This window comes from Streptomyces sp. TE5632 (assembly GCF_054061295.1).
In genome coordinates this window covers 4,714,956-4,735,099 of sequence record NZ_JBSSEA010000003.1, presented here as the reverse complement: position 1 = coordinate 4,735,099, position 20,144 = coordinate 4,714,956, and the positions used below count along the sequence as shown (strand labels likewise).

Below are 20,144 nucleotides of genomic sequence, written 5' to 3'. Positions count from 1 at the left end.
GTACGCCATGAGGACGCCATTAGCTGAAACACGGGATAGCGGCTTCACGTCATGTGCGGCGACTTTCTCCTCCGCAATATCGAGAGGGGTCATCCGATCTCACGCGAAGGGAAGCAATATGTATGGGACGGATTCGAGCATGGCCGGCCCTCCGGACGCTCTGGCCGCCCTCGGCCGCGACGGGCGTGCCTTCGCCCTGCTGTACCGGCCCGGCTCGGCGGAGAACGCGCCCGTGGAGATCCTGACCGGCGACGTCTGCGAGGTCCCCGGTCTCGCCGAGCTGCCGCTGACCGACGGGCCGGTGCGCGAAGCGCGGCACGACCTGCTCGTGGCGGTTCCCTACCGGCAGATCACCGAGCGCGGCTTCGCCTGTCGCGACGACCACGCGCCCCTGCTCGCCCTGCGCGTGCGGGAACAGGCCCAGGTCAGCCGCGTGCAGGCCCTGGCCGGCCTGCCCGAGATGGACGTGCCGGTGTCCGGCGCCGGATTCGACATCGGCGACGAGGAGTACGCGGCGCTCGTCGAGCGGGTGCTGCGCGACGAGATCGGGCAGGGCGCCGGCTCCAACTTCGTCATCCGGCGGTCCTTCGTCGCGCGGCTGGACGACTACTCGGTGGACACGGCGCTGGCCGTCTTCCGGCGGCTGCTGACCGGCGAGCTGGGGTCGTACTGGACGTTCCTGTTCCACACCGGGGCGGGCACCTTCGTCGGCGCGTCGCCGGAACGGCACGTCAGCATGGCCGACGGCACCGTCTCCATGAACCCGATCAGCGGGACGTACCGGCATCCTCCGACCGGCCCGGACATTTCCGGGGTCCTGGAGTTCCTGAACGACCGGAAAGAGGCCAACGAACTCTATATGGTCGTCGACGAGGAACTGAAAATGATGGCCCGTATGTGCACATTCGGCGGCCGGGTGCACGGACCGTTCCTCAAGGAAATGACACGGCTGACGCATTCCGAATACATCCTGACCGGGCACAGCGAACTCGATGTCCGCGACGTGCTGCGCGAGACCCTGCTCGCGCCGACCGTCACCGGCTCTCCGCTGGAGAACGCCTTCCGGGTCATCGGCCGCCATGAGACGACGGGCCGCGGATACTACGGCGGTGTCCTCGCGCTGATCGGCCAGGACGCGGCGGGCAGCCGCACCCTGGACTCGGCGATCATGATCCGCACCGCCGAGATCGACGACGGCGGCCGGCTGCGACTGGGCGTCGGCGCCACCCTCGTCCGGGACTCCGACCCGGCTTCCGAGGTGGCCGAGACCCGGGCCAAGGCCGCGGGCGTGCTGCAAGCGCTCGGCCTCGCCCCGGAGGGCGACGGCGCCGGGGGCACCGCGTCCGCCCCGGTGGCCGCACGCCCGTCACCGGCCGACGATCCCCGGGTGCGCCAGGCGCTCCGGTCCCGCAACACCTCGCTGTCCCCCTTCTGGCTCGACGGAGCCCAGCGCAGCGCGCCGGACCCGGTGCTGACCGGCCGGCATGTGCTGATCGTCGACAACGAGGACACCTTCATGGGGATGCTCGGCCATCAACTGCGCGCCCTGGGCCTGCACACCACACTCACCCGCTTCGACCGCCCGGTGCCGGTCGACGAGTTCGACCTCGTCATCGTCGGCCCCGGCCCTGGCGACCCGCGTGACGCGACGGACCCGCGCATCGGCTCGCTGCGCGCGCTCACCCGCGAGTTGCTGGCGGGCACCGTCCCCTTCCTGTCCATCTGTCTGGGGCACCAGGTGCTCGCCTCCGAACTGGGCCTGGAACTCATGCGCCGCCCGGTGCCCAATCAGGGCGTGCAGCGGCAGGTCAACCTCTTCGGCCGCGGCGAACTCGTGGGCTTCTACAACACCTACGCCGCCCGCGCCGGACAGGACTTCATCCCCGGCACCGCACAGCGGAAGCCGATAGAGGTGAGCCGGCATCCCGGGACCGGTGAAGTGCACGCCCTGCGGGGGGCGGGATTCCGTTCCGTGCAGTTCCATCTGGAATCCATCCTCACCCAGCGCGGTCCGCGGATCCTCGGCGAACTGCTCACCTCGCTGCTGAGGGAGGTGGGAAGTACCGGCGTTCCGGAGGTGCGCGTGGGGGCGCGCCGCCGGTGAGCATCCCTTGTCGCAGCCCTGGAAAGCAACACCGGCCAGGGCCCCGACGTGGGTAGTTTCCACTACTCGTTCGCACAGTGGCCGAGACGCCGGATTTCACTAGGCTCGTGGCCACAGAGTTCAACTCCCTTGCGGTTCCTATGAGAAGAAGACACGATCCGTGACGCCTTCCAGACGTTCCCCGGTCTCAGGATTCTCCCCGCGACGCAGGTCGGTGCTGCTCGGCGGGCTCAGCGGCGCCTCGGCCGTGACGCTGGCCGGCGTCGGTCTCAGCGGCACGGCCGCCGCCCGGCCCTCCGACGCGGCCGCGGCGTCCCCCGCCGACTTCGACTTCGAGACCGGCAACTTCGTCTGGGACCTGATCTACCGGTACAGCCCGCTCGAAAGCAGCACCGCTCCCATGGACGTGACCGTGCTGCACCGGTTCGCCCACCTGTCGACGACCGCGTAATCCAACGCGGTGGCGCCCTACCACCCGACCACGGTGGGTGTGCACTCCCGGCTCGGCCGTCGTCCCTCCGGCGAGGCCGCCACCAAAAAGAACAAGAACATCGCCGGCATGTACGCCTCGTACCGAGTAATACAGGGCGTGGAGCCGGGGCGGGTGGCGGCGTTCCGGGAGCCGATGGTCGCGATCGGCCTGGACCCCGACGACCATTCGGAGGGCCGGACCAGTCCGGTCGGCATCGGCAACCTGGCCGGCAAGGCCGTCGTCGCGGGCACCGAGCGGGACGGCATGAACCGGCTGGGTGACATGGACCGCCGCCACCACGGCAAGCCGTACGAGGACTACACCGGCTACGGCCGGTGAACACCGCCTACGAGCTGGTCAACCCCTCGCGCCGGCAGCCGGGGCGGGGCCCGCACGGCCGCCGTCCCGGCGGGGGGCGGGTGGCAAGGACATTCTCATCGTGCAGCACTTCGCCACCCCGTAGATGGCACGGACCAAGGCCCCCACCTTCCAGGACCCGAGCCGGTTCAAGCTCGCCCCGCCCCGGCGCACCGACCACACCCGGGTACGCAAGTACAAGCGCTCGGTGGACGAGATCCTGGAGGCGTCGGCCTCGCTCACCGGCGAGAAGAAGATGGCGGCGGAGTTCTTCGACGACAAGCTGCTGGGCATCGGCAGGTCGGTGGGCGCCGCGGGCCGGACCCACGCCGACCAGATGAACCTGGACCGCTGGATCCATCTGTTCTTCACGAACACGGTGTCGCTGTTCGACCCGCTGGTCGCCTGCTGGTACCAGAAGGTCAAGTACGACTCCGTAAGGCCGTTCAGCGCCATCCGCCATGTGTACGGCAGCACTGAGGTGACCGTCTGGGGCGGCCCCGGCAAGGGGACGGTCCACGACATCCCCGCCGACGAGTGCACCGGCTACCTGAACGTGGGAGACCACCCCGAGTACCCGCCCGGATCCACGACGCCCTGTGCCGCCCAGGCGCAGGCGGTGCGCCGCTTCTTCGGCGACGACGTCCTGGATCTGAAGCACACCACCGCCGCCGGCAAGTCGCGGGTGGAGCCGGGCATCCCCCACCGCGACACCGAGCTGCACCACGCCACCTGGACCGACCTCGTCCGGGACTGTGCCGGCAGCCGGGTACGGGGCGGGGTGCACTCCCAGAAGACGGTCGAGAACTCCATCGGCTACGGCACGCAGTTCGGCGGCCTGGCCTACGAGTTCGCGCAGCGCCACATCAACGGCGATGTCGCTTCCTGAGGCGGCTCGAAACCGATCCGCGGCGGGCCGACCCGGGATGCACCACCCCGGTTCGGCCCCCGCGACGTTGAGGGAGTACCGCGTGGGCAGTACCCAACTGCTCCTCCACAAGTAGTACTTAAAGCATGCGAGTCGCGGCTAAGGTTCACTTATGAGCACAGGACTGTCCCGCATCTGGGCCCACGTCAGGGACTGGGGCATCGGGGCCGGTATGGCGGCGGTGTTGCTGGCCAACGCACTGTCCGGGGAACACGCCGCCACGGACCTGGAACCACTCGGCTACGCACTGGTGGTGGCGAGCGGCTTGGCCCTGGCCGTCGGCCGCCGGGCTCCCGTGCCCGTCCTGGTCTTCATCGGGCTGTGCGTGGTGGGCTACAACCTGATCGGCTTCGACGTGGCCGCCGTCGCCTACCTGTTCGCGGTCTACACCGCCGTGCGGTCGGGACACGGCCTCGCCACCGTGGTGGTGTGCTCGGTGATGCTCCTCGGCCTGCCCTTCGCGGTCATGGCCTCCCCCTCGGGAGGCGCGTACGGGGACGCGTTCCAGCAGGCCCGTGGCGTCCTGGAACTGGCCTGGCTGATCGCCGCCGGTGCCGCCGGTGAGGCGCTGCGGCAGGCCGAACGCCGGGCGGACGAGGCCGAACGCACCCGCGAGGAGACCGCGCGGCTGCGCGCGACCGAGGAACGGCTGCACATCGCGCGGGAGCTGCACGACTCGCTCACCCACCAGATCTCGATCATCAAGGTGCAGTCCGAGGTCGCCGTCCACCTCGCGCGCAAGCGGGGCGAGGAAGTGCCGGAGACGCTGCTCGCGATCCAGGAGGCCGGCCGTGAGGCGACCCGCGAGCTGCGCGCGACCCTGGAGACGCTGCGCGACGAGACCAAGTCCCCGTCGTACGGCCTCGACCGTGTCCCGGAGCTGGTACAGCGCGCCCACGGGATCGGGCTGCGGACCACGCTGACGATCGAGGGGCAGCGTCAGGACGTGCCGGACGCGGTCGACCGGACCGCCTACCGGATCGTGCAGGAGTCGCTCACCAACGTGGCCCGCCATGCCGCGGCCGCCACCGCGTCCATCCGCATCGACTACCTTCCGGACGCCCTCGCCATCCGCGTCGACGACGACGGCAGAGCCGAGCCGGGCAACGCCCCGGTGCCCGGCGTCGGGCTGCTGGGGATGCGCGAGCGCGTCGCCGCCCTCGGCGGCCGTCTGCTGGCGGAACCGCGCAAGGAGGGTGGTTTCACGGTCCAGGCCGAGATTCCGGTGGCTCGCATTTCATGATTCGGGTACTGCTGCTTCCGTGATTCGTGATCTGCTGCTGCCATGATTCGTGTTCTGCTGCTCGACGACCAGCCGCTCCTGCGCAGCGGGTTCCGCGCGCTTCTCGACGCCGAGGACGACATCGAGGTGGTGGCCGAGGCCGCCGACGGCAAGGAGGGCCTCGCCCTCGCCAGGAAACTCCTGCCCGACATCGCACTGGTCGACATCCAGATGCCCGTCATGGACGGCATCGAGACGACCCGGCAGATCGCGGCGGACCCGTCCCTGGCCGGGGTGCACGTGGTCATCCTGACCAACTACGGCGTCGATGAGTACGTGTTCAACGCCCTGCGCGCCGGCGCGGCCGGGTTCCTGGTCAAGGACATCGAGCCGGACGACCTGCTGCACTCCGTCCGTGTCGCCGCGCGCGGTGACGCCCTGCTCGCGCCGTCGATCACCAAGATGCTGATCGGCCGGTACGTCGCCCAGCCACCCCACCTGGAGGTCGGCACCGGCCTGGACGAGCTGACCAACCGCGAACGCGAGGCCGTCGCCCTGGCCGCGCAGGGCCTGTCCAACGACGAGATCGCCGACCGCATGGTGATCAGCCCGCTGACCGCGAAGACCCACATCAACCGGGCGATGATCAAGCTCCAGGCCCGCGACCGCGCCCAGCTCGTCGTGTTCGCCTACGAGTCGGGCCTGGTCACTCCGCAAGGCCGCTGAAAACGCCGACGGATCCGGACAGGTGCCCCGGATTCGCCGGCGTGGTAGGAGGGCGCTCGATCACCGAGATCCCTAGATGAAGTCCATGACCCCGGGCGTCCACTTGTAGTGCGTCTCAAGCTTGTAGTACTCACCCTCGGGGGCGAGCGCGACGCCGTAGACGAACTTCCGGTCGGCACCGCTGTGGGGGACGCTGGTGACGAACTTCTCGATCTCCGGGTCGATGCGCACCGGGAGGGTCTGCAGGTCCGTCGTGGTCACGGCGTAGCAGATCCGCTCGATTCTCGGAGAGTCCCAGCTCAGCGTGACATACAGCCCGAAGGCCGCCTGGCCGAGCTTGAGCATCTGTTCGCTCGGCTCCACGAAGCCGGATTCAGCCAGCATCGCGCGGATCGCGCTCGTTTCGAAGCACTCCGCAGGCACGTCGTTGAAGTACACGTTCATGGTGCGGTGCGGGTAGTCGATCCCGATCACCCCGACTCGGTCGTCCAGGCCGTAGCGGGCGAAGAAGCCCCCGTTCTCGGCCAGAGCGCGCGGCATGGACGGAACGTCGACGAGTGACGACACCTTCTGGAGGCCGTCCGGGGTGAAGAACGAGTAGACCTTCTTGAAGCCGCCCACGACGCCGAAGTCGACCCCGTAGCTGTCGATGGGCAGCCGTCCCTGCAGGTTGAACAGGAGCGAGCCGACGGGATGGCCGGTCTTCGGCGTGAGGCCGTTCGACACGGCGGAGGCGTAGGGGTCGCGGTGTGTGGGATGGGTCGTGAAGCGGCAGTCGAGTTCACCGATGTGGCGCTTGGCGGTCGCGACCCGGAAGGCGGACGACGGTGGCATCGTGCTCGAACGCGTCCCCGTACGTGGACAGGATGGGCGCGACCGTGTCGCGCGAGCAGGTGACGCCCAGCAGCCGAGCCGATTCCTCGATGGCCGCGTAGAGTTCTGCCGCCCCGGCAGTTTCAAACATATCTCCTCCAATTGGTCCCCGGCGGGCGAGAGCCGGTTGCGGGCACGCGTACGCCCGTCGGCGTACGCGTACGACTCGTCCTGACAGCCGCCCTAGCGCGGCTCGTAGACGCGCTTGTGACCGGAGAGCGCGGCCAGCCGGTAGGGACCGGTCGTCTCCGTCGGCACGGGGTGGTCACCGCCGTCGACCGGGAAGGAGTACTCGTGCAGCTCCCGGTACCTGGCGTAGTCGATGGGCTGCCGCCGGCTGATCGCGTCGCGGTGCGTCGTCGTCCGCAGACGCTCTCGATAGCCCGGTACGACGGTGCCGCCGAAGAACTCGGCGACGCTGCCGGACCCGTAGCTGAGGAAGCCGACGGTCTGGCCGGTCAGATCGTCGGCCTGGTCGAGCAGAGCGGCCAGACCGAGGTACACCGACGCGGTGTAGCTGTTGCCGATGTCGGCGTTGTAGGTGGTGGTGAGGCCGATGGCACGGGCCACGCGCTCCTCGTCGATCTCGTGCCCGCAGTTCTGCAGCAGGTGCCGGTGCGCCTTGTAGGCCATCTTCGTGAACGGCTGGTGGTAGCAGAAGGCGCTGAACTCGTCGAGCGCGCGGCCGCCCTGCTCGGCGTAGTCCTTCCACGCGCCCGCCACCGCCTCCAGGTACGCGGAGATGGACTCGTGCCCGTCGACCAGCGCGGTGGCCCGGTAGTTGGGCCGCCAGAAGTCCATGATGTCGGCGGTGAAAAGACCGGACGGTTCCTCGATGCGCAGCAGCGCGGGGTCGGCGCTGACCAGCATGGCCACCGCGGCGGCGCCCTGGGTGGCCTCGCCCGGGTTGTCCAGGTCGTACTTCGAGACATCGCTGGCGATCACCAGGACCTGCTGCGAGGGGTCGCGGTGGATCAGGCCGATGGCGAACTGCAGGGCCGCCGTGCCGCCGTAGCAGGCCTGCTTCAGCTCGACGACGCGGGTGGCCGAGGGCATGCCCAGCAGGGAGTGGACATGTATGCCAGCCGCCTTGGCCTGGTCGACGGAGGACTCGGTTGCGAAGACGATCGTCCGGATCCGGTCGGCGTCGTGCCGCTCCACGATGGGCGCGGCAGCGGCGGCGGCCATCGTCACGATGTCCTCGTCGGCGGCGGGCACGCTCATCCCGCGCTGGCCGATGCCCGCGTGGTACTTGCCGATGTCGGTGCCGTTGTGGGCGGCCAGGGTGGCGTGCGTCAGGACGAACTGGGTCGTCGAGAAGGAGATGTCGTGAATCCCTACGGCGAGATCTGCGGACATCGTCAGCCTCCGACCTTCGTGGTCACGTTCTTGCGTTCCAACCGGACGTGGGCGCGCATGAGTTCGCCCGGGTTCGTCTGTGCCGCCATGAGGGAGAGTTCGCCGCACAGCACGGTCGCGGCCGCGATCACCGCGAGCCGGCGCGCGTTGTCGCCGGGTTCGCGGTCTTCCCGGCAGCCGAGGCGGGTCAGGTTCTCCTCGACGAAGTCGAGGCCCTTTCCGTTGCCGACCGTGCCCACGATCAGGTTCGGCAGCGTGCAGGAGAAGTACAGGTCGCCGTCCCGGTCCTCGGCCACGGTCACGCCCTGTGAGCCTTCGACGATGTTGGCGGCGTCCTGGCCCGTCGCCAGGTAGAACCCGAGCAGCATGTTGGCGTAGTGCGCGTTGGCCGAGCGGATGCCACCGGCGAGCAGCGTGCCGATCATGTTCTTGCGCAGGTTCAGCTGGGCGATCGCGGCGGCCGTGGTGTGCAGCGCGCTGTGCACGATGTCGCGCGGCACCAACAGCTCGGTGACCACGTTCTTGCCGCGGCCGAGGATGCCGTTGACGGCGGTCGCCTTCTTGTCGGTGCAGTAGTTGCCCGAGATGGAGCCGTAGGCGATCCCCGGTATGGATTTCAGGATGTGCGTCAGGAGGGCGTCCGCGGCCAGCGTCGCCATGTTGTGGCCGGAGGCGTCTCCGGTCGTGAACTCGAACCGGAGGAAGAGCAGGTTGGCCGCGATCTCGTGGCGGAACCCGATCAGCTCGGTGAACCGTCCGCAGCCGCGCGCGACCTCGCGCAGCTCCTCGAACCGGGCGTCGACCTCCAAGGCCGCCAGGTGCGCGGTCTGCGCGTCCTCGGCTGTGACGAGCACCGAGCGCGTCATCCGCTCGTCGACGAGCGTGGCGGAGATGCCCTGCTCGACCAACATGGAAATCTTGGCGCCCCGGCCGACGGAGGGCCACAAGGGCGACTCGTACGTGGCGAGCGGAACCCGCGTCTCGGTGACGGTCACGTTCCCCGAGATTTTCAGGGGTCCCACCCACCTCATCGGTACACCGGCGATCGCCTGGGTGTCGTTCATCGAATGCCTCCCACCGTCTCGTGAGTGCTGTCGTAAGAGCTGGAGCGTGTGGCAAGCCGACCGGTGTCGATTCCCCGGTCGGCGCAGAACGCGCGCAGGTCGCCATGGACGAGCACGTCGCACCGGGTCAGTTCGGACGGGGTCCGCGCGCCCAGCGCGGTCATCAGGGCCTGAAGATGGTCGAGCCAGGTGGTGATCCGGGCGACCAGCGCGGACACCCCGCCGTCGAGAACGGTCCTGAGGAATCCTCCGGAGACCCCGACGGCGGCGGCGCCGAGCGCCAGGGCGCGCGCCACGTCGAGCGGATGGCGCACGCCGCCGGAGGCCAGCAGTGGGATACCGACGCCCTGGGCGTCCAGCAGACAGGCCGGAGCGGACTGCCCCCAGCCGCCCAGGTAGCCGTAGTCGGCGTCCCGGCGCCGGTCGTTCTCGATGCGCGCGAAGTCGGTACCGCCGCGGCCGGCGACATCGGCCACCGACACGCCCGTGTCCCGCAGCATCAGCACGGTTTCGCGGCTCAGCCCGAAGCCGACCTCCTTCACGATCACCGGGACGTCGACGCCCCCCACGATCTTCTCGATCTGCGGTGCCCAGGCGGAGAACGACCGGTCGCCCTCCGGCATGACCGTTTCCTGGATGACGTTGAGGTGGATCTGCAGGGCGTCCGCCCGCAGCAGGTCGACGGCTTGGCGTGCCTTGTCGACCGTGGCGTTCGCGTTGATGTTCGCCATGACGAACCCGTCGGGGTTCTCCCGGCGTATCACGCCGAAGGTGTCGGCCACGGACGCGTCGGCGAAGTACGCGCTCATGGAGCCGGTGGCGATGGGGACACCGGTCTCGCGGGCGGCGATCGCCAGGTCCCGGTTGATCGCGCCGGTCCGCTCGCTGCCGCCGGTCATCGCGTTGATGTACAGCGGCACCCGCCAGTCGATGTCGCCGAACCGGGTGGCCAGCGAGACATCGGACCGGTCGATGCCGACCAGGGCGTGGTGGACGAACGACACCTCGTCGAACTGGTTGGTCCCGCCCAGGCGGCGCTGCTGCTCGGCGGCGAACCGCACATGGTCGTCCTTGCGCTCAGCAATCACTCCGCGCTCCCTTTCGTCGATGTGATCCGGATCGGTACAGGGAGCAGCCCCGCCGCGATCCACCCCTCCCGCAGTCGCGAGATCTCCACTTCGGCCGTGGCGTCCAGCAGCGCGATGCCGCAGTCGCCGCCGCCGGCGCCGGAGGGTTTGGCCGCACCGCCCACGGCCTCGGCGGTGTCGCACAGCGCTGTCAGGCCGGTGGTGAAGATGCCGAGGCCGACCTCGTCGTCCAGTCCGGCGAGCAGGCGGCGGGCGGCACGGATCTGCCGCAGCACCACCTGGTCGTCTCCCTGTTCGAGCGCGTAGACCGCGGTGCGCACGCACTGGTCGCTGCGGGCCAGAAAGCTCCGCTGTGAGGTGCTGCCCTGCCACGCGCGCCGGCCGAGACGCCCCGTCAGGGACGTGGTGCGGGCCGGCCGGCCGGTCCAGCCCACTTCAAGCACCAGTCCCCGGGGCGGCGGCAGCGGCCGTACCGCGAAACCGGGCCATGGCGCCCGGAGGGTCTCCTCGACGCCCCGGCGCCGCGCCAGGTCGAGCACGGCGGCCCGGTCGGGCGCGTGGTACTCGATCCAGCCGCCCCAGACGCCGGCGGCGAGGTCGCCGCCGGAGGACCCGGCCTCGATCCGCGCCGTCGCGAGCATCGCGAGCCGGAACCGGGTGCCGGGCGACAGTTCCAGGCCGCAGTACGCGGCCACCGCGTCCACCGTGGCGACCGTGACCGCGCCGCTCGAACCCAGGCCGAGCTTGGTCCCGTTCCGGTGCAGGCGACTGCTGATCGACACACGGACGGGGGGCACGCCCAGCCCGCGCTCGGCCAGCAGCGCGCCGACCACGTCGATCGCCGACACCACATGGGTGAGCCCGTCGGGCGCCGGTGCCCCGTCGTCCGCGGCGAGCCCGCCGGCCCGCCGCCGCAGTCGCGCCGGAGCGGGCCGCAGATCAGACTCGATCACGACGTCGGCGCCCTCGGCCGCCGACACGGTCACGCGCACATGGCGGTCGACCGCGACCAGGATCGCCGGGTGGCCCGGCTCCACGACCGCGTACTCACCGGCGACGAACAGCTTGCCCGGCGCCTGCCGGCTCACCGCCTGCCGGCTCACCGCCGGCCGGCGCCTCACGGCTCGTCCCCCGTCCGCAGGCGGGCCCCGGGCCCGCGCCGCGCGGTGAGCACCGAGCATCCCGGCGCGGCGGCGAGCACCCTCTCGGCCACCCGGGCGGCGTCCGCGGGGTGGCAGAGCACCTTGACGTTCGGTCCGGCGTCCATGGTGGCGTAGGCCGGGGTCCCCTCGCGGCGCAGTTGCAGGACGCCGTCGAGGACGGCCACCGTGGCCGGGGACAAGTAGCGCACTGCGGGCCGGGCGGCCAGCATGGTCGCGTGCATGCCGAGGGCGTTGCGCTCGGAGATCTCCCCCACCGCGTCGAGGTCGCCCCGGTCCAGGGCCGCCCGCATGTCGGCCAGATCGCCCTTGCTCGACATCGCCCACGCCGGGTAGAGCGGCGAGGTCTCGACGGTGCGCCGCATGGCCGCCCGGCTGGACACGGCTTTGGGACCCGCGTTGACCAGCGCGATCACCAGCGCGGGGTCGAAGTCCGGGACGGGCACCGGCTCGGCGTAGGAGCTGAGGTCCGCGGCGGCGCCGGCGCCCTGGCCCGCGTGGCACAGCGCGAAGCCACCGAAGATCGACCGGGAGGCCGAGGCGGACCCGCGCCGGGCGAGCCGGGACAGCGCGGTGTCGTCGGGAGCGAGGCCGTACGCGGCGGCGGCGGCAACGGCCAGGGCCGCGAACCCGCTCGCCGAGGAGGCCAGTCCCGCCCCGGTGGGCACGGCGTTGCGGGTGTCGACGGCGGCCGGTTCGCCGCGCCCGGCCAGCTCCCGTACCAGGTCCAGGAAGGCGATGACGCGCCGCCGGGGTTCGCCCTGTGCGGGCGCGCCGTCGAGCGTGACGGCGTCACCGCCCGCCCCGGGGGTGAGCCGGACGGTGGTGGTGGTCGGGAAGACGTCCAGCGTCATCGACAGGCTGTCGACGTAGGGGATGACGAGTTCCTCGTCGCGCTTGCCCCAGTACTTGATCAGCGCGATGTTCGGATGGGCGACGGCGGTCGAGCCGCGGTCGAGCACGCTGTGCCGCGGCCTGGCCGTCTCCCGCGCGTGGTCAGTCGGCATGGCGGGCGAACCTCCCCACCGGCACCACCCAGGTACGGACGGCGCCCGCTTCCCGCAGGCTCCGTACGACCTCCTCGGCCCGGTCCGGCTCTCCGGCCAGCGCGATCATGCAGCCTCCCAGTCCGCCGCCACTGATCTTGGCGCCCAGTCCGCCGGCCGCGAGCGCGCTGTCGACCAGCGCGTCGATCCGGTCGGTGCTGAGCCCCACGTCACGGAGCAGTTCGTGGTTCTCGGTCATCCGCGCGCCGAACTCGTCCGGCCGGCCGTGGGCGAGGGCGCTCGCGGCGGCGTGGGTCAGGTCCGACACCCGGCTGATGAATTCCGTCCGCGTTCCCGCGTCGCGCTCGAACCTCTGTCGCAACAGCTCCACCGCTTCCTTGGTGCTGCCGCTGACACCGCTGTCCGCGATGACGAACAACCCGCCGAAGTCGCCGGTGTGGCCCTCGGTCCGCTCCACCGGGCGTACCCGGCCGCCTCCCACCCACGGGACGGGTAGTTCCTGGACGGTGCCGGAGCGGAAGAGCAGGAGTGAGGCCGATCCGGTGGCGACCGCGTCGATGCCGCTCGCCCTGCCGTGCGCCACCTTCTCCGACACCTGGACGAGATCGAAGACCGTTCCGGCGTCGAGCCGGCGCTCGTGGAGATCCGCGAAGGCCAGCACGGCCGCCCGGGCGCACGCGGCGCTGGAGCCGAGCCCGCGGCCCTGCGGGATCGCGCAGTCGATGAGCACATCGACGCACATCCGTCCGGCCACGCCGGTCCGCGCCTTGAACTCCGCCACCAGGCGCCGCAGGCCCTCCGTGGCCAGCGGTGTCACCGACGCGGAGCCCGGTCCCGTCACCGCGAAGGAGACCTTGTCCTCGCCCTCGAGCGCACCGTGGTGGCGGGTGGCGTTCGCCGTGACCGGCAGTTGCGGAACCGGCAGGGCCAGTGCCGGAGCGCCGTACACCACGGCGTGCTCGCCGAGCAGGACGGCCTTGCCGTGGGCGCGTCCGACCCCGATCCGGTCTCCTCGGGCACTCGCGTCGTCCGCCGGGCCGCCCCGGTCGGCGAAGGTGCTCTGATTCGTCGCCGCCATCATCGGGACCGCTGCGTCGCCTTGATCGCCATCGCGGCGAGCTGGACCTTCGCGGGCTCGGTCGCTCCGCTCGCCTCCAGCGCGGCGAGGGCCCGGTCGGTGCGCAGCGAGATCTGCCGCTCGACGTGGGCCACCGCGCCGACCTCGACGAGGATCCGCCGTGCCGTGGCGAGTTCGTCGTCGCACAGGTCGGTGCCGGTCGTGGCCCGGAGGAACCCCGCCGCGTCCGGATCGCGTTCGTCCGCGCGCTCCAGCGCCGTCGCGAGCAGAACCGTCCGCTTGCCCTCGCGAAGGTCGTCGCCCGACGGCTTGCCCGTCACCACCGGGTCGCCGAACACGCCCAGCAGGTCGTCGCGGAGCTGGAAGGCGATCCCGATGTCGGCGCCGAACGCCCGGTAGGCCGCGTCGAGTTCCGCCGTCGCGTCGGCGATCGCGGCACCGAACTGCAGCGGGCGTTCCACCGTGTACGAGGCCGTCTTGTACTGGTTGACGCGCAGCGCCGAGGCGATGTCCTCGGCGCCGCTCGCCTGGTTGACCAGGTCGAGCAGCTGACCGTAGAGCACCTCCGAGCGCACAGCGGACCACACCGGCCCGATCCGGGTCTGCGCGTCCGCCGCCAGCCCGGACGCGCGGACCACGGCGTCGGCCCAAGTCTGGGCGAGGTCCCCGACCAGCAGGGCGGTGCCGGTGCCGAAGGCGTCCGGGTCGCCGAGGAAGCGCCGCGTTCGATGCCGTTCGGCGAAAGCGACATGTGCGGCGGGACGGCCGCGGCGGGTGCGGGACGCGTCGATGATGTCGTCGTGGATCAGGGCCGAGGCGTGCAGCAGTTCCAGCCCGGCGCAGGCCCTCACCACCGCCGCGGCGGCCGGGCCGTCCGGGTCGCCGCCGGCACCGATCCAGCCCAGCCAGGCGAAGACCGGCCGCACCCGCTTGCCGCCGCTCAGTACATAGCTCTCCAGCTCGGCGACCATCGCCACGACGTCCTGGCCGAGCGCGTCGGCCTCGGCCCGGCGCTCGGCGAAGAAGTCCCCGAGCGCGGCGTCGACGGCGAACGTGTCCGTGACTGCCCCGAGATAGCTGACGGTCATGCTCTCAACTCCCGATGGAGGCGACGATCACTCTCATTGGCATGCATCTCGTACTCCCAGGAATTCGCTGGGATCACGTCACTTCGAGCGCGGCTTACCAATCTCTTCAGAACGCACACTCGCCGCCGCACCTCCATGACAGGGAAGGCGGTGTGATGAACGCTGTCGAGCGTCTTCAGGAAAATGGCGCCGATTCCTGGAGAAGCGCATCCACTGCCCTGCGCCACTCAACACAGAATCGGCATGACCCGATATTAGCCACGGCGTGACGCCCTGCCCACTACTCGTGTGAGTAGTACCGACCACTCGTCTGAACAAGGGATTTCGGCGGCCACCGGCCGTAGATTACCCCGCACATTACCTGTGCGGCCGTGGTTGCTCGGGGGTGTTCAACCCGCCGGAACGAACCGTTGAACACCCCCGTTTGTTGCGAGGCCATAGCAGGCGTTGGACGATCGTCCGGAGCGACACGGGGTAATCATGAATCATTTGATAGGGCGTGAACACGTGCTGTCCGTGGCGGACAGTCATATGGAAGCCGTCTCGCGGGGTTTCGGCGGCTGCCTCGTCGTCGAGGGGCCGTTCGGGACGGGAAAGACTCAGCTGTTGCGGACGCTGGCCCTGGAGGCGTCGGAACGCGGCCTGACGGTGGTCGCCGGGCAGGCGAGCGGAACCGATCAACCGGCCCCCCTGCACTTACTGATCAATCTCTTGCGGCATCTCATGCCGGGGGAGGCCGACTTCGACGATCTGGCCCGTCCGGACAGCAATCCGTTCTGGCTGACGGACCGAGTCGGCGAACTGGCCGAGAGCGCGGCGCGCAGGCGCCCCCTCGTGCTCGTGCTGGACGACGTCCAGCGGATCGACGACATCAGTGGTCTGGCCCTGCGCGGCCTGGTGCAGTCCCTGGCCTCCTCACCGGTGCTGTGGCTGCTCGCCCGCCGGCCGGCGCCCGCCCGGTCGCTCGCCCAGCACGCCCTGGGCTGGCTGACCGACCACGCCGCGCTGCGGCTCCCGCTGGGAGCGCTGGACGACGGGGCGGTGGCAGCGCTGTGCACCGACGTCCTCGGCGCCCAACCGGACGCGTCGGTGCTGCGCTGGGCGGACCGCTGCGGCGGCAACCCGTGGCTGGTGGAGAGCCTGCTGGGCGCGTTTCGCCGAGCGGGGCAGGTGGTGGTCGTGGACGGCACGGCGTCAGTGGTGGCCGAGCGGCTGCCCGAAGGCGTTCTCACGGCCGTCGCCCGTCTGCTGGACGGGATGTCCCCCGCGGTACGGCGCCTGCTCGTGTCCGGCAGAAGGCTCGGCCGGGTGTTCACGGCCGAGGACGCGGCAGCGGCGCTCGGCGAGTCGGCCCCGGAACTGTCCGGGTCCGTCGAGGAGGCCGTGTACGCGGGCCTGGTCCGCGAAGACGGCGGCGGGCTGGCCTTCACGCACGAGGTGGTCGAGGAAGCGCTGGTGCGTCTGCTTCCCTCGTTCCCGCAGGAGCGGGAGCCCGTCGCGGTCGTGCCGTCCGCCGTGGCGGCGATCGGTGCCCGGGCCTGGGGCGGGCCACGGCCCGCTGTCCTCCCGCGGGCCGCGCACGGCGCGGATCACCGGTCCCCGGCGGGTGCGACGCCTTCCCCGGCCCGGCGGCCGGGCTCGGCGGCACCGGCTCTCGCGCCCGCCGCAGCGGCCCTCACGCCCGCCGCACCGGCGGCACCGGCACCGCAGCCGTCCGGGTGCGGCTGCGACGATCTGGCGGCTCGCACCATGGCGTCCCTGGGGGACGTGTTCGACGAGGTGCCGCGGACGCTGGCCGCCGCCCTGCGGCTGCTCGCCGGAGCGGGCAGGGGCGCCGAGGCCGCCCGCCTCGCGAAAATCGCCCTGCGCCCCGGTGTGGAGGCGTCGGCCGAGACGCAGTTGGTGCTCGAACTGAGCCGGGGACTGCGGGACGCCGACTGCCCCGGCATGGCGGCGGAGCTGCTGCGGCGGACGCTGACGCGCCAGGACGTCGGTGAGCCGGAGCGGGCCGCGCTGCACGGGGTGCTCGCCGATGTCGCCCGGCTCTCGAACGGCCCGCCCGAGGCGGTCACGTCACCACGGGGCGGACAGCCCGCCGGCGCCGACGGGCTGTCCGCCCGGGCGCCGCGGCAGGCGGTGTCACCGGCGTACTGCGGCGCGTGCGAGCGCCCGCTGTGGACCTGGTTGGTCCGCGCCCTCGTCGCGGCCGACCGGTTCGACGGGGCGACGGCCGTCTGCGAGGCGGCCAGGCAGGAGGCGGAAAGGTACGGCGAGGACTGGCCGGAGACCCTCTGGTACGGCCACCACGCCGAACTTCTGGCAGCGGCGGGCCGGCTCCAGGAGGCGCGGGGCGAGGCCGAGGCCGCGCTGCGGCTGGCGGACCGGTCGGCACCGGAGGATTCCGTCCCCGCGCGCCTCGTGCTGGCCCGGCTCAGCCTGCACCGGGGCGATCTCGCCACCGCCAGCGACCAGTTGCGCATGACCGAGCGGTTGACGCCCGCCGACGGCGGGGCCGACAAAGTCCGCCTGGACTGGGCGCTTGCGCAGTTCCACGCGGCCAGTGGACGTCCGGCGATGATGGTCCGGACGCTGATCAACGTCGAGGGCCGGGTCGAACCCGACCCCCTGCTCTTCTCCGAGGCTCCGGCGGCCGCGGCCATGCTCGTACGGCTGGCCGGGCAGGCGGGGCTCGGCGCGGAGGCCGGACAGGCGGCCGCGTTCGCCCGGCGCATCGCCGAGCGCAACCCGACCGTGCAGTCGCTCGCGGGAGGCGCCGAACACGCCGAGGGCGTCCTGCGCAACGACATGGTGGCGCTGCACCGCGCCGTGGAACTGCACCGGCACTCTGCCCGCCCGCTGGCGGCGGGCAGCGCGCTGGAGGACGCGGCCATGGTCGAGCAGAGCATGGGCAACAAGACCCGCACCGTCCGGCTCCTGGAGTCCGCCATGGATCTCTATCTGGACTGCGGGGCGCAGCGGGACACGGTCCGGGTGCAGAAGAAGCTGCGTCGGCTCGGCGTGCGCCACGAGCGCGGGCAGGGCGTCGACCGGCCCAAGTCGGGCTGGGAGAGCCTCACGAGCGCGGAGCTGCGCGTCGTACGGGCGATCGTGGACGGCATGACCAACCGGGAGGCCGCGAGCAGCCTGTTCCTGTCGCCGCACACCGTCGACAGCCATCTGCGGCGCGTGTTCTCCAAGCTCAACATCAACAGCCGTGTCGAACTGACCAGGCACTTCCTCGTCCATGAGGCCGTCTCCTCCGGCCTGGCCGCCTCCCGCCGGCCGGGGTCGGCGGGCTGAACGCACACAACGAGGCCCTCGGAGGGCCGAGTCGAGACTCCCGGTCTCGACTCGGCCCTCCGAGGGCCTCGTCCTTACGCGGTCCGGCCGTCACACCGCGGCAGGCCAAACGGCCGCACGGCAGATCAGACGGCCGCACCGCCGAAACGCCCGATGCCAGGGTTTTTCTCGTCCTCGGTGGAATAGATCGCCGCCCTGCTCGAATAGGTGGCGGCGCCGCTCGCCAGTTCGACGCGGGTGTTGATTCCCAGCTTCCGGTAGATCTTCCGGAGGTGGTAGTTCACCGTGTGCGCCGAGAGGTGAACCCTTTTGGCGATCTGGCGATTCGTCATTCCCACGCTCACCAGATACGAGATACGCCGTTCCATGTCGGAAAGACCGGCCCAGCACGCGGTATTCAGCTGAGAGGCGGTGACTTCCTCGGAGCCGACCGGAGACGGCCCGGCGGGAAGCGACGTCGTGTTTCTCCTCTTGGCCGGAGCCTTGATTCCGTAGAGCTTGGCGAGTTCCTCGGTCGCCAGGGCGACGGATATCGGGTCCGGCGACTGCGCGATGATGCGCGACAGGGCGGCGGAATCCCCGTTCGCCACCGCGTTGGCGTGCAGGGCGCCGAGACTGACGACGGAGATCCCGAGGTTGTCCGCCACCAGACCGTCCACGGTTTCGAGAACGCTCTGCCGCAGGACGGTGTCGCCCACGTCGAGCGCGAGGCGAACCAGGAATGCGGCGGCGGACGGGTCCTCGATGTACAGACTCCGCTGCGTGGGAAGGTGACCGTACTTGTCCGCGAAAAGGTCGACAGCCGCCCGGGGACCGTCCCTCTTCACCGCGATACGCACGTCCGTCCAGGCGTACTGCACGGAGTGGAGCGCCGCTTGGTCGGTCGCCAGCTCGCGCTGCGCCCGCTTCAGGTGCTCGGCCGCGGTGGGCAGGTCCCCCACGTAGAGGGAAACGGTGCTGAGCACGGAGTACGCCAGTGGCCGAAGGATGGGCACGGCGTCCGGCTCCGCCGCGGCAGTTGCCAGTTCCGCCTCCCGGCGGGCGTCGCCGAATCGTCCCGCCTGAAGGAACAGCCGGGATCTCATGGCCGCGGGCGCGGCGTCCCAGACCCGGGTGGGCAGTGCGTGCAGGCCGGCTTCGGCGTCGTTGATCAGCGACTCGGCCTTCTCGAACTCGCGGAGATTCGCCAGCTTCCCGGCGAGCGCCAGCTGGAAATGCATGCGCCAGACCGGGTCGGCGCTGCCGCCGTAGCGCACCGCGGTACGTCCCAGACTGATGCCCTCGCCCAGCTCCCCGGCACGCCAGCGCGCGTTGGAGAGTGCCGTCAACGCCATCAACGCGACGACATCGCCTTGGCCGACCCTGCGCTCCCGCAGAATCCGCTCCGCGTATCTCTCGGCTTCTTCGGCGCCCAGCAGCGAGTGCCCGAGAATCACCGACGCTTCGGCGTCGAGCCGGGTGGAAGCCGAGCTTCCGGGGGTGGCGAGAGTACGTTCCGCCGCCCGGATTCCGGCTGTCGCCTGTCCACCCATGATCAGAGCGTGGGCGCGTGAGCAGACCTTACCGGGGTCCTTTTCCGCCCCGGTGGACGACTCCGTCCGGTGTCCGGTCGCCCATATCGGACGCTCGGTCGCCCAGAACGGCTGATCGTAGTTCTCGGTCTGCCTCCTGGAATGCCCCACCGCCTCGCGCTGCAACGCATCGCGCGCCGGCGCCGGAATGGATTCGATGATTCCTTGCAGCAGAAATTCACCTGGGAAGACTAGTCGCAATTCGTCCGCCACGACGAAGCCGGAGGCGATCGCCTCGTCCAGCGGCGACAGCAGGCTGGCGGAGGAACGATCCAGCATCCTGGACACATCCTCCAGCATGAAGGACCCGCCCAACACGGCCGCGACCTTCAGAAAGTGCCGGCAGTTGGTGCTCACATCGTCCAGCCGGCGCTTGACGAACGCCGGAACACGACGTGGAATCCGTCGTTCAATCAACTGCACGGCGTCGTCGTGTTCCTCGACGAGTTCTTCTTCGACTAATCCGAGTGCGAATTCGACCAGCAGCAGCTTATTCCCTCCGGCGCCGGTTGCGAAGTCGAGCAGTTCACGATCGGGGTCACCCCCGAGAATGCTGCGCAGGACCTGTTCGTCGGTAGCGCCCTCGTTCAGCGAACTCAGAACCATCCGCCTGAATCTCGGATCGTTGCGCTTGACCTTCGGTTTGCGGCTCCCCATCGTCGGTCCAGATACCATAACTCCGACTTACCCCCGTCTACCATCCGGTGCACTGCGAGACCGCGCACTTCTTCTATTCACTTGCCGACG

Annotated in this window: 17 protein-coding genes; 7 read left to right on the top strand and 10 right to left on the bottom strand. The window is 70.6% G+C overall.

Annotated elements, in window-relative coordinates; translation table 11 throughout:
• The first annotated feature begins 139 nt into the window (after positions 1-139).
• From ACVW19_RS26835 to ACVW19_RS26810, 6 genes are all read left to right on the top strand, one after another.
• The gene (locus ACVW19_RS26835; RefSeq protein ID WP_457462432.1) at positions 140-2,104 is read left to right on the top strand and encodes an anthranilate synthase family protein; all 1,965 of its coding nucleotides are present in this window, start codon (positions 140-142) and stop codon (positions 2,102-2,104) included.
• A gap of 160 nt (positions 2,105-2,264) precedes the next feature.
• On the top strand, positions 2,265-2,555 hold the full coding sequence (locus tag ACVW19_RS26830; protein WP_457462431.1) for a hypothetical protein: 291 nt from the start codon (positions 2,265-2,267) through the stop codon (positions 2,553-2,555).
• A gap of 9 nt (positions 2,556-2,564) precedes the next feature.
• Positions 2,565-2,915 carry a DUF6851 domain-containing protein gene (locus tag ACVW19_RS26825; RefSeq protein ID WP_457462430.1) on the top strand — a complete coding sequence of 117 codons (351 nt, stop codon included), beginning with the start codon at positions 2,565-2,567 and terminating at the stop codon, positions 2,913-2,915.
• A 124-nt stretch (positions 2,916-3,039) separates the two neighbouring features.
• The gene (locus ACVW19_RS26820) at positions 3,040-3,822 is read left to right on the top strand and encodes a hypothetical protein (protein WP_457462428.1); all 783 of its coding nucleotides are present in this window, start codon (positions 3,040-3,042) and stop codon (positions 3,820-3,822) included.
• Positions 3,823-3,973: 151 nt separating this feature from the next.
• Positions 3,974-5,104, top strand: coding sequence for a sensor histidine kinase (locus ACVW19_RS26815; RefSeq protein WP_457462426.1), 1,131 nt, complete (start codon positions 3,974-3,976; stop codon positions 5,102-5,104).
• 42 nt (positions 5,105-5,146) lie between these two features.
• Complete coding sequence (locus tag ACVW19_RS26810) at positions 5,147-5,809, top strand: response regulator (RefSeq protein ID WP_457462424.1); 663 nt, start codon at positions 5,147-5,149, stop codon at positions 5,807-5,809.
• Between the two features lie 72 nt (positions 5,810-5,881).
• Here the strand turns inward: ACVW19_RS26810 and ACVW19_RS26805 are convergent, their stop codons facing one another.
• From ACVW19_RS26805 to ACVW19_RS26765, 9 genes are all read right to left on the bottom strand, one after another.
• The gene (locus ACVW19_RS26805; protein WP_457462422.1) at positions 5,882-6,643 is read right to left on the bottom strand and encodes an aromatic prenyltransferase; all 762 of its coding nucleotides are present in this window, start codon (positions 6,641-6,643) and stop codon (positions 5,882-5,884) included.
• Complete coding sequence (locus tag ACVW19_RS26800) at positions 6,591-6,773, bottom strand: aromatic prenyltransferase (protein WP_457462421.1); 183 nt, start codon at positions 6,771-6,773, stop codon at positions 6,591-6,593. The genes ACVW19_RS26805 and ACVW19_RS26800 overlap by 53 nt, the downstream gene beginning before the upstream one ends.
• 92 nt (positions 6,774-6,865) lie before the next feature.
• Positions 6,866-8,041 (bottom strand): hydroxymethylglutaryl-CoA synthase, encoded by a 1,176-nt coding sequence (locus ACVW19_RS26795; protein ID WP_457462419.1) that lies wholly within the window; start codon positions 8,039-8,041, stop codon positions 6,866-6,868.
• Between the two features lie 2 nt (positions 8,042-8,043).
• Entirely contained in the window at positions 8,044-9,105 is a 1,062-nt protein-coding gene (locus ACVW19_RS26790) for a hydroxymethylglutaryl-CoA reductase (RefSeq protein WP_457462417.1), read from the bottom strand.
• A complete protein-coding gene (gene fni, locus ACVW19_RS26785; protein ID WP_457462415.1) occupies positions 9,102-10,193 on the bottom strand; it encodes a type 2 isopentenyl-diphosphate Delta-isomerase in 1,092 nt (363 codons plus the stop codon). Before fni ends, ACVW19_RS26790 begins: the two co-directional genes overlap by 4 nt.
• The gene (locus tag ACVW19_RS26780) at positions 10,190-11,314 is read right to left on the bottom strand and encodes a phosphomevalonate kinase (protein WP_457462413.1); all 1,125 of its coding nucleotides are present in this window, start codon (positions 11,312-11,314) and stop codon (positions 10,190-10,192) included. Before ACVW19_RS26780 ends, fni begins: the two co-directional genes overlap by 4 nt.
• Positions 11,311-12,360, bottom strand: a complete 1,050-nt coding sequence (gene mvaD, locus ACVW19_RS26775) for a diphosphomevalonate decarboxylase (protein WP_457462411.1) — start codon at positions 12,358-12,360, stop codon at positions 11,311-11,313. The genes ACVW19_RS26780 and mvaD overlap by 4 nt, the downstream gene beginning before the upstream one ends.
• Positions 12,350-13,438 (bottom strand): mevalonate kinase, encoded by a 1,089-nt coding sequence (gene mvk, locus ACVW19_RS26770; protein ID WP_457462410.1) that lies wholly within the window; start codon positions 13,436-13,438, stop codon positions 12,350-12,352. The genes mvaD and mvk overlap by 11 nt, the downstream gene beginning before the upstream one ends.
• Entirely contained in the window at positions 13,438-14,526 is a 1,089-nt protein-coding gene (locus ACVW19_RS26765; protein WP_457462409.1) for a polyprenyl synthetase family protein, read from the bottom strand. Before ACVW19_RS26765 ends, mvk begins: the two co-directional genes overlap by 1 nt.
• A 480-nt stretch (positions 14,527-15,006) precedes the next feature.
• Here ACVW19_RS26765 and ACVW19_RS26760 point away from each other — a divergent pair, with 480 nt between their 5' ends.
• Complete coding sequence (locus ACVW19_RS26760) at positions 15,007-17,826, top strand: BREX system ATP-binding domain-containing protein (RefSeq protein ID WP_457462408.1); 2,820 nt, start codon at positions 15,007-15,009, stop codon at positions 17,824-17,826.
• Positions 17,827-17,951: 125 nt separating this feature from the next.
• Here the strand turns inward: ACVW19_RS26760 and ACVW19_RS26755 are convergent, their stop codons facing one another.
• Positions 17,952-20,054 (bottom strand): LuxR C-terminal-related transcriptional regulator, encoded by a 2,103-nt coding sequence (locus ACVW19_RS26755; protein ID WP_457462406.1) that lies wholly within the window; start codon positions 20,052-20,054, stop codon positions 17,952-17,954.
• Between the last annotated feature and the right edge of the window lie 90 nt (positions 20,055-20,144).

Coding starts and splice junctions, on each gene's coding strand:
- ACVW19_RS26805 (WP_457462422.1), bottom strand. CDS start 6,643: ATGCCACCGTCGTCCGCCTTCCGGGTCGCGACCGCCAAGCGCCACATC.
- ACVW19_RS26835 (WP_457462432.1), top strand. CDS start 140: ATGGCCGGCCCTCCGGACGCTCTGGCCGCCCTCGGCCGCGACGGGCGT.
- mvk (WP_457462410.1), bottom strand. CDS start 13,438: ATGGCGGCGACGAATCAGAGCACCTTCGCCGACCGGGGCGGCCCGGCG.
- mvaD (WP_457462411.1), bottom strand. CDS start 12,360: ATGCCGACTGACCACGCGCGGGAGACGGCCAGGCCGCGGCACAGCGTG.
- ACVW19_RS26760 (WP_457462408.1), top strand. CDS start 15,007: ATGAATCATTTGATAGGGCGTGAACACGTGCTGTCCGTGGCGGACAGT.
- ACVW19_RS26800 (WP_457462421.1), bottom strand. CDS start 6,773: ATGTTTGAAACTGCCGGGGCGGCAGAACTCTACGCGGCCATCGAGGAA.
- ACVW19_RS26765 (WP_457462409.1), bottom strand. CDS start 14,526: ATGACCGTCAGCTATCTCGGGGCAGTCACGGACACGTTCGCCGTCGAC.
- ACVW19_RS26815 (WP_457462426.1), top strand. CDS start 3,974: ATGAGCACAGGACTGTCCCGCATCTGGGCCCACGTCAGGGACTGGGGC.
- ACVW19_RS26790 (WP_457462417.1), bottom strand. CDS start 9,105: ATGAACGACACCCAGGCGATCGCCGGTGTACCGATGAGGTGGGTGGGA.
- ACVW19_RS26755 (WP_457462406.1), bottom strand. CDS start 20,054: ATGGGGAGCCGCAAACCGAAGGTCAAGCGCAACGATCCGAGATTCAGG.
- ACVW19_RS26795 (WP_457462419.1), bottom strand. CDS start 8,041: ATGTCCGCAGATCTCGCCGTAGGGATTCACGACATCTCCTTCTCGACG.
- ACVW19_RS26810 (WP_457462424.1), top strand. CDS start 5,147: ATGATTCGTGTTCTGCTGCTCGACGACCAGCCGCTCCTGCGCAGCGGG.
- ACVW19_RS26820 (WP_457462428.1), top strand. CDS start 3,040: ATGGCACGGACCAAGGCCCCCACCTTCCAGGACCCGAGCCGGTTCAAG.